The organism is Schwartzia succinivorans DSM 10502 (assembly GCF_900129225.1).
GTDB classification, from domain to species: Bacteria; Bacillota; Negativicutes; order Selenomonadales; family Selenomonadaceae; genus Schwartzia; species Schwartzia succinivorans.
In genome coordinates this window covers 25,640-33,503 of the sequence record NZ_FQUG01000015.1, presented here as the reverse complement: position 1 = coordinate 33,503, position 7,864 = coordinate 25,640, and the positions used below count along the sequence as shown (strand labels likewise).

Annotated in this window: 9 protein-coding genes; 8 read left to right on the top strand and 1 reads right to left on the bottom strand. The window is 47.3% G+C overall.

What is annotated here, in order from left to right; translation table 11 throughout:
* The 6 genes from BUA83_RS12130 to BUA83_RS12105 all read left to right on the top strand — a co-directional run.
* Nucleotides 1–225 (top strand): SLC13 family permease (locus BUA83_RS12130; protein ID WP_200796080.1); only part of this gene is annotated, 225 nt, incomplete at its 5' end.
* Between the two features lie 262 nt (nt 226–487).
* Nucleotides 488–754: a hypothetical protein gene (locus tag BUA83_RS12125; protein ID WP_072936545.1), complete on the top strand. Its 267-nt coding sequence runs from the start codon at nt 488–490 to the stop codon at nt 752–754.
* A gap of 78 nt (nt 755–832) precedes the next feature.
* Nucleotides 833–1,780 carry an ABC transporter substrate-binding protein gene (locus tag BUA83_RS12120; protein WP_072936544.1) on the top strand — a complete coding sequence of 316 codons (948 nt, stop codon included), beginning with the start codon at nt 833–835 and terminating at the stop codon, nt 1,778–1,780.
* A gap of 32 nt (nt 1,781–1,812) precedes the next feature.
* Entirely contained in the window at nt 1,813–2,784 is a 972-nt protein-coding gene (locus BUA83_RS12115) for a FecCD family ABC transporter permease (RefSeq protein ID WP_072936549.1), read from the top strand.
* Nucleotides 2,784–3,566, top strand: coding sequence for an ABC transporter ATP-binding protein (locus BUA83_RS12110; RefSeq protein ID WP_072936543.1), 783 nt, complete (start codon nt 2,784–2,786; stop codon nt 3,564–3,566). The genes BUA83_RS12115 and BUA83_RS12110 overlap by 1 nt, the downstream gene beginning before the upstream one ends.
* Nucleotides 3,567–3,671: 105 nt before the next feature.
* Nucleotides 3,672–4,580 carry a LysR family transcriptional regulator gene (locus BUA83_RS12105; RefSeq protein ID WP_072936542.1) on the top strand — a complete coding sequence of 303 codons (909 nt, stop codon included), beginning with the start codon at nt 3,672–3,674 and terminating at the stop codon, nt 4,578–4,580.
* A gap of 96 nt (nt 4,581–4,676) precedes the next feature.
* On the opposite strand, the gene BUA83_RS12100 is transcribed toward BUA83_RS12105, so the two are convergent.
* Nucleotides 4,677–5,864 (bottom strand): MFS transporter, encoded by a 1,188-nt coding sequence (locus tag BUA83_RS12100; RefSeq protein WP_072936541.1) that lies wholly within the window; start codon nt 5,862–5,864, stop codon nt 4,677–4,679.
* Between the two features lie 186 nt (nt 5,865–6,050).
* Between BUA83_RS12100 and BUA83_RS12095 the strand changes: the two genes are divergently transcribed.
* Together BUA83_RS12095 and BUA83_RS12090 are read left to right on the top strand one after the other, a co-directional pair.
* Nucleotides 6,051–6,626 carry a nitroreductase family protein gene (locus tag BUA83_RS12095; RefSeq protein ID WP_072936540.1) on the top strand — a complete coding sequence of 192 codons (576 nt, stop codon included), beginning with the start codon at nt 6,051–6,053 and terminating at the stop codon, nt 6,624–6,626.
* 28 nt (nt 6,627–6,654) lie between these two features.
* Nucleotides 6,655–7,776: a DUF362 domain-containing protein gene (locus tag BUA83_RS12090; protein ID WP_072936539.1), complete on the top strand. Its 1,122-nt coding sequence runs from the start codon at nt 6,655–6,657 to the stop codon at nt 7,774–7,776.
* The last annotated feature ends 88 nt before the right edge of the window (nt 7,777–7,864 follow it).

Below are 7,864 nucleotides of genomic sequence, written 5' to 3'. Positions count from 1 at the left end.
ATCGCTCAGAACATTGGCGCTGACCCGCATGCAGTTCTGATGGCTATCGCTGTTGCTGCATCCTGCGCATTCGCTACGCCGGTTGGTACACCGCCGAACACGCTGGTTCTCGGACCTGGCGGATATCACTTCAAAGACTATATCATCGCTGGTACGCCTTTGATTCTTGTCTGCCTCGTAGTTTCCCTTATCGTTATTCCTATCGTTTGGCCGTTCTTCCCCTGAGTCGGGATTAGCAGCAAAATGAAAAATTTCCCGGTCGGATTTTCCGACCGGGATTTTTTTTTGCAAAAAACATAAAAGATAGAGAAACAAAAGTCCTGTGTATTGCACTTGGCTGCGCATATCGGTATAATAACAAGTAAGAGAGATTCTCAATGTGTTTGCGATGTTGGGAATTACCAATATATTACGGCAGGCTTTATGCCGGAGCTGACACATGATTTTTCAAAAATGTATGTTGTCGGTAAAGTTTGGAGGAAACATGATGACAGAGCAGGAAGTTGCAATTCGTATTATTTGTGCTTTTTTAGGTGCTTTATGCATTATCAATATGTTTACAAAGGTTATTGGTCCGGAGCGTAAGCAGCAATGGTTTACTGTGCGTTCCGGCTGGTTCGTATTTTTGAATTACCGCGGCAGCCTGACGAAGGACTGGCTGTATGGAACACCAAAGACAATCCAGGGTGTAGGAGTCGCGCTTCTTATGGCGGCATGCATTGCTCTGGAGACATGGGTTATTTTCCTTGTATGAAGAGCATTTTCAAGTCGCCGTTTAGTTGTGAACGGCGGCTAATTTTATGCGTGAAAATACATAAAGGAGTATTTAGAAATGGGTAAGAAAACTATAGTGCTCATAATTTCGATAATGTTGGCTGCTGTGCTTGCGGGGTGCGGCGCGAGAAAACAGGCCGAAGCTCCGGCAGGAGACGTTTTTGCTGAAATCACTGATGTGAATGGACGCACGGTCAAGCTCAAGAAGAAGCCTGAGCGGATTATTGTTACTTCATCTTCATTCCTGGAGCCGCTTCATGAGGTGGGCGGTGATGTCGTAGCGCGTCCTGATTCCAAGACAAATATGCCGGAGTATGCAAAGGATAAGCCAAGTATCGGGCGTACATATAATGTGGATATGGAAAAACTCATTTCGTATACGCCTGATCTTGTTATTATAAACAAGGCGACGAATGAGAAGCTTATACAGCCATTGGAGGCAGCAGGAATTCCTGTAATCGTTGCCAAGCTGAAAAGCTATGAAGATGTTAAGAATGGTCTCAGGCAGTTTGCCGTTATAACAGGACATCCGGAAAAGGCTGAGGCATTTATTGCGGATATGGACAAGCGCATTGAAGAAATAAAGAATCGTCTTCCCAAAAAGGAACTGAGGGTTCTTATACTGCACAGCACCTCCCAGGGAGTATCTGTGCAGCTTGATTCCAGTATAGCCGGTTCTGTAGCAAATCTTCTTGGGTTTAAGAATGTTGCATCCGGGATGAAGGCAATGGAAGATAAGCCGGATGCGGCTCCGTACAGTATTGAGACGGCTGTTGAGCAGAATCCTGATGTTATTTTTGTCACCAGCATGGGAAAGGTTGACGAAATCAAGGCAAGTATGGAAAAGACAATGGAGACGAATCCTGCCTGGCAGAGTATTCCTGCTGTAAGAGATAAAAAGGTATATTACCTTTCCCAGGAGCATTTTCTTTTAAGTCCTTGTATCCATTATCCTGAAGCTGTTGAGGAAATGGCAAGGTTGATTTATCCGGAGGGATTTAAGTGATGGAAGTTAAGGAAGAAGCATCGAATGCTGTTTTGGTACGGCGTATCTTTGTATTGATTATCTTTGCTGTGCTGGCTGTCGGTGGATTCATGCTGAGTGTAGGTATGGGTTCCGTGAGCATCCCGCTAGATGAGATTATTACAGTTATTTTTGGCACCGGTACAGGCACACATGAGCAGATTCTTTGGAATATCCGCCTGCCGCGTACTATCGTGGCGGCTTTTGTCGGTATAAATTTAGCATTGTCAGGAGCTGTGCTTCAGGCGATTATGAAAAACCCACTCGCGGATCCGCACATAATCGGCATTTCGTCGGGAGCGGGACTTGCAGGTATTATTGTAATGCTTGTATTTCCAGGATACGAATATCTTGTGACGCCTGTAGCTTTTCTCGGAGCTATGGCTGCTGCTGTCGTTATCTATATTCTCGCGTGGAAAAACGGAATACGTCCTGTACGTATAATTCTGGCAGGTGTCGCTGTGTCGGCATTTTTGGGAGCAGGTATTTCCGCGCTTATGATTTTTCACAGCGACAAGGTTCATGGTGCTCTTATGTGGATGGTTGGGGGTCTTGCGGCACGCAGCTGGCCTCATGTTGATATTATTTATCCTTATGCTGTCGCAGGTATTATTCTTGTCATGCTTGGGGCACGCCATCTTAATATACTGCAGCTTGGCGATGAAATCGCAAAGGGACTCGGTCTTAATGTTGAGCTTACGCGTATTGTTATGACGGCGATTGCTGCGATGCTTGCGGCAAGTGCTGTGTCTGTTGTCGGTCTTTTGGGCTTTGTCGGTCTTATTGTTCCGCACGCGGCGCGTCTTATCATCGGTTCGGATTATCGTTTTCTGCTTCCGGGAGCGGCGCTTTTGGGAGCGGCTGTTGTTATGTTCAGTGACACCTTTGCCCGCACGGCTTTTGCGCCGACAGAGCTTCCTGTAGGAATTCTTATGGCAGGGCTCGGTGCGCCGTTCTTTCTGTTTTTGTTGAGGAGGGAACTCTGATGGCACTTGAAGCAAAAAATCTGACGGTGGCATTTGAGGGAAATACCATCCTCAAAAATGTCAATGTATCCTTTTCGCCGGGAAAACGCACGGCGATTATCGGACCAAACGGTGCCGGTAAATCAACACTTCTTAAGGCATTGTCGAGTCTTAACAGAAAATATGAAGGACAGGTTCTTCTTGATGGTGAGGATGTCCGTGAAATGGGACGTAAAAAGCTCTCGCAGCGGCTTGCTATTCTCCCGCAGGGGGCGCAGGCTCCTGCCGATGTAACGGTAAAGCAGCTTGTGGATTTCGGCCGTTTTCCGTATCGGAGCTGGCTTCGTGCAAGCGATCCGAAGGCAGACAGGGAAGCAGTAGAGTGGGCTATTGAGCGTACGCAGCTTAATGCATTCGTAGACCGTCCGGTTATCCGTCTTTCAGGCGGAGAGCGGCAGCGTGCATGGATTGCTATGGCACTTGCTCAGAAGCCTGAGATTCTTCTTCTTGATGAGCCTACGACATATCTTGATATCGGGCATCAGCTTGAGGTAATGAATATAGTCGAGGATTTGAACAGGGAGTATGGGATTACGATTATCATGGTCCTTCATGATATAAATCACGCGCTGCAGTATGCTGATGAGATTGTTGTTATAAAAGACCATGGAGTATTCGCACAGGGAACGCCAAAGGAAATTCTGACTGTTGATATGCTTGGAAATGTGTTCGGAGTGCGTGCTGATGTTTTTGTCAATTCGAAGGGAATTTCAGTTTTGTCTCCGGTTTCTCTTGTGAAATAAGATACGGGCTGTAAAGAATCATTCGGAATATTCGAATGATTCTTTTTTTTACGCCTTGTTATTCCTTAAAGTTATGATAAAATGAAGGAAATGGGAGGTGGCTGCATGGAACTTCGACAGCTTGAATATTTTACGACGCTGAGCCGACTTAAGAATTTTACGCGAACAGCCGAGATTCTTGGAGTCTCACAGCCGTCTGTCACAAAGGCAGTAAAGGCTTTGGAAACAGAGCTGGGGGTGAAGCTTATTGACAGGCAGCATCGTAATCTTACGCTCACGACAGAAGGCCATGCCTTTGAGGTGCATGCAGAGCGCATACTGCATGATGTTGAGGCGACTAAGCAGGATATGCAGAGGTTCTGCCGCACATCCTCTGCCAAGATAAAGGTATGCATTCCTCCTATGTTCGAAGCGTATCTGTTTCCGGATTTTTTTACTCGGTTTAAGATGGAGTATCCGCAGATTGACCTTGTACTTCATGCGTATAATGATTCTGAGGAAGTCCGCCGCCTCGTTGATTCAGGTGAGCTGGATTTCGGGATAGTAATGGGTGAGGACATCCGGCTTCCCGAAAACGAGATGTCGATTGCACGCTGCAATATGAATCTCTGTGTGGATATGGGACACCGCTTTGCGGATGCGTCAAGGGTTTCTTTTTCGGAGCTTCGCGGTGAAAAGTTCATCATGCAGCAGCCTAAGACATTTCAGTACAGAAGTATAGACAGGCATTGCTCTGATAATGATTTTACGCCTGATATCGTACTGTGTGCTGCCCAGACAAAGACAATGAAGCAGCTTGTGGCAAATAAAATGGGTGTTGCAATACTTCCTGAGTTTGTTACACGCATGGATTTTACATTCCGAAAAATTCCCTTTGACCCGCCGTATGTAATACAGATATCATTGTGCTGGAGACCGCAGAAGGTATTTTCACAGGCTGACGGCAACTTTATAAGGTTCATAAAAAAATATATTGATACGCCGGAGTTTCATGAAAAAATACGGCGCGAATAAACAAATAAAACGGATTTTCCCTGAAAAGCGGGGAAAATCCGTTTTTTCTATTTTTCTATATTTTGGCCCCGTATTTTAATTTAACCCTGTGTAATCCTAGGCTGCAGGAAGTCGTTTTCTGTTCACGCGCAGAGTAAGGCTCATGAATATCAAAACTGCGCCGGCAGCAAAAAATACTGAATGCATTCCAAAATATGTCGCGACAACACCGCCGAGGATTGGGCCGAGAATAGAGCCAATCTGCTGCGCCGCAAACATCAGACCGAAAATCTGGCCCTTTACGGAAGGCTCGGTACACTTGGCAAGAAGTGAGTTGAGTGAAGGATGTATTCCGCAGAAGAAAAGACCGCATACAAACTGCATTGCCGCAAAGCTGTACAGCTCAGTCATTGTACCCTGTACAATAAGGGCACAGCCTCCGAGAAGCATAGCCATCAGCATTGCCCGGACGAAGCCGTTATGCTGACCGAACCATCCCCAGCACGGAGCTGCTGCCGCGCCTGCTATTCCGCCCAGCGAGAAAACAATACCTGAAACGAGAACAAGATTCGGAAGCTCTCCGGCAAGGGAAGAGATGTAGGTTGTCAGGATAGGCTGGAGAATCAGAATAACCATCTGTACCAGCGCGCTCGCGCATAAAAGCGTAGCAATGACGGGGCGGCTGAGGAGAGAAAAGGAGCTCTGATCCTTTTTGGGTGAATTGGACGGCGTTTCGGGCGCAGGGGGCTCTTTTATGACGAAAACAAATGCCAGACAGTTAACGAACAAAGCACCTGCTGCAAGATAGAAGGATGCCCGCATACCGAAATACTCGGCAAGGACACCTCCTATAAGGGGGCCTATGACACTTCCGGCAGTAAGAACGCCCTGCAGTATACCGATACAGACCCCCAGCTTATCAGGTGGGGAATAAAGGGACATTATAGCCAGTTCCATCGGCCAGAGTCCCGCGGCAAAGCCCTGAAATAGCCGCATAAGAGCAAGCTGCTCGGGAGTCTGCACAATACCGCCAAGAAAATAGCTGATGGAAAGTAGGAAGCTGGCACGGATTGCCATGAGGCGTTTTCCTTTTTTGTCGGCGAGTTTACCCCATATTGGAGCCATTACGGCACTCATGACGAAGCTGGCGGAGAAAACGATACCGGACCAGATGTTGACATCAGATTCAGGAACACTCAGCTCCAAAGTGAGATACATGGGAAGAAATGGAATAAGCATAGTGTAGCTTGACGACATAAAAAGCACGTTCGCCGTCAAAATACCAAGCACAAGTTTCCAGTTCATTATATCTATCTCCCTTTTATGTATACGCACACGATTCATATATTTGTATTATAATGCCTTAAATCAAAGTTTGCCACAGAAAAGCCGTGTTTTAATGCTACATAACTCCGCTTTAAAATTTTGCGGAGACAAAATATGAAGCTTTGAGTTATACTTATTATTAGAGTTATACAGGGAGGGATTTTATTGGAACTTGACGAGCTTTATCGTACATGCAGAAGTGTCAGACGCTTTGAGCAGAGACCTGTTCCGGAAAAGGTACTGCATGAAATGCTGGAGCATGCAAGGCTGGTATCCTGTGCTTCAAACAAGCTTCCGCTTCGATACATAGTGGTGAAGTCTCCTGATATGGTTGCAGCAATGCAGCCGCTGATGAAATGGGCTGCGCTTCTTCCACCTGAGATAGGAGCCCCGAAGGAGGATGAGCTGCCGACTGCTTTTGTGGTAGTGATTCAGGCGGCAGGCGCAGGCGCGTTTCGTGATGTGGATACAGGAATCGCCGTAAGCGCCATGACTATGACTGCCTGGAAGGAGGGTGTCGGAAGCTGTATCATGGGCTCTATAAATGTACCGAAGGTGCGGGAGCTTTTGCATATCGCTTCAGCCGACACGCCGCGCCTTGCACTGGCACTTGGATACCCGAAGCAGACGGGATATACTGTGGATGTGCCGGTAGGGGCGGATATAAAATATTATCTCGACGAGCAGGGCTGCTTTGTTGTTCCGAAGTATCAAATGGCCGATATAGTGCGCATCGTATGAAGCGCAGATGTTAGGAGGATTGTGAAAAATGGAAAAAGCTAAGGTGTATTTTACGGATTTTCGTGTCAAGGTAGGAACTCCCCAGACAGAAAAGCTTAAAAGGCTCTGTATTGCCGCGGGCATCAAGAACATCAACATGGAAGGAAAATTTGTTGCTATCAAGATGCATTTCGGTGAGCTTGGCAACCTCGCGTATCTTCGTCCGCAGTATGCCAAGGCGGTTGCTGACCTTGTAAAGGAGCAGGGAGGAATACCTTTCCTCACAGACTGCAATACTCTTTATCCGGGGAGCAGAAAGCATGCGCTGGAGCATCTTGACTGTGCGAACTACAACGGATTCAATCCTACAACTACAGGCTGTCAGATTATAATTGCCGACGGTCTCCGCGGCACGGACGAGGTCGAGGTTCCTGTGAAGAATGCCGAGTACTGCAAGACCGCAAAAATCGGACGTGCAATAATGGACGCGGATATTGTCATAAGCCTTGCACATTTCAAAGGCCATGAAATGACGGGCTTTGGCGGATGCGTCAAGAATCTCGGTATGGGTGGCGGAAGCCGCGCCGGTAAGATGGAGCAGCATTCCTCCGGTAAATGTAAGGTCAATGAAGAGCTCTGTCGCGGCTGCCGCCGCTGCGCCAAGGAGTGCGGCTCGAACGCTATCACGTACGAGAATAACAAGGCGTTCATTCACGAGGACATCTGCAAGGGCTGCGGACGCTGCATAGGTGCCTGTGCCTTTGACGCAATCAGCAATGAACAGTGGGATGCAAGTGACCTTCTGGACCGCAAGATGGCAGAGTACGCACAGGCAATCTGTCAGGACCGTCCGACGTTCCACATCAATATGGCAATGGACATTTCGCCGAACTGTGACTGCCACGGCGATAATGATGCACCTATTCTTCCTAATCTTGGAATGTTCGCATCCTTTGACCCGATTGCAGTAGATCAGGCTGCCGTCGACGCATGCCAGAAAGCGACGCCGATAAGAAACAGCCAGCTGGGAGATAATCTGGCGGCAGCGGGAGAACATCATCATGATGTATTCCTGGATAACAATCCGCATGTTAACTGGGAAGAAACCCTTATTCACGGAGAAAAAATCGGTCTTGGAACAAGACAGTATGAGCTTGTAACAATCAAATAAAACGGCTTTAATGTCTTCACCTTCAGGGGGAGGGAGACCGTGTAAACTCGGCACCTTCTCCTAAAGGAGAAGGCATTTCTTTTTTTAC

What these genes read in the sequence shown, in the direction of transcription:
- BUA83_RS12125 (WP_072936545.1), top strand. Translation starts at nt 488, where the DNA reads ATGACAGAGCAGGAAGTTGCAATTCGTATTATTTGTGCTTTTTTAGGT.
- BUA83_RS12120 (WP_072936544.1), top strand. Translation starts at nt 833, where the DNA reads ATGGGTAAGAAAACTATAGTGCTCATAATTTCGATAATGTTGGCTGCT.
- BUA83_RS12110 (WP_072936543.1), top strand. Translation starts at nt 2,784, where the DNA reads ATGGCACTTGAAGCAAAAAATCTGACGGTGGCATTTGAGGGAAATACC.
- BUA83_RS12105 (WP_072936542.1), top strand. Translation starts at nt 3,672, where the DNA reads ATGGAACTTCGACAGCTTGAATATTTTACGACGCTGAGCCGACTTAAG.
- BUA83_RS12100 (WP_072936541.1), bottom strand. Translation starts at nt 5,864, where the DNA reads ATGAACTGGAAACTTGTGCTTGGTATTTTGACGGCGAACGTGCTTTTT.
- BUA83_RS12090 (WP_072936539.1), top strand. Translation starts at nt 6,655, where the DNA reads ATGGAAAAAGCTAAGGTGTATTTTACGGATTTTCGTGTCAAGGTAGGA.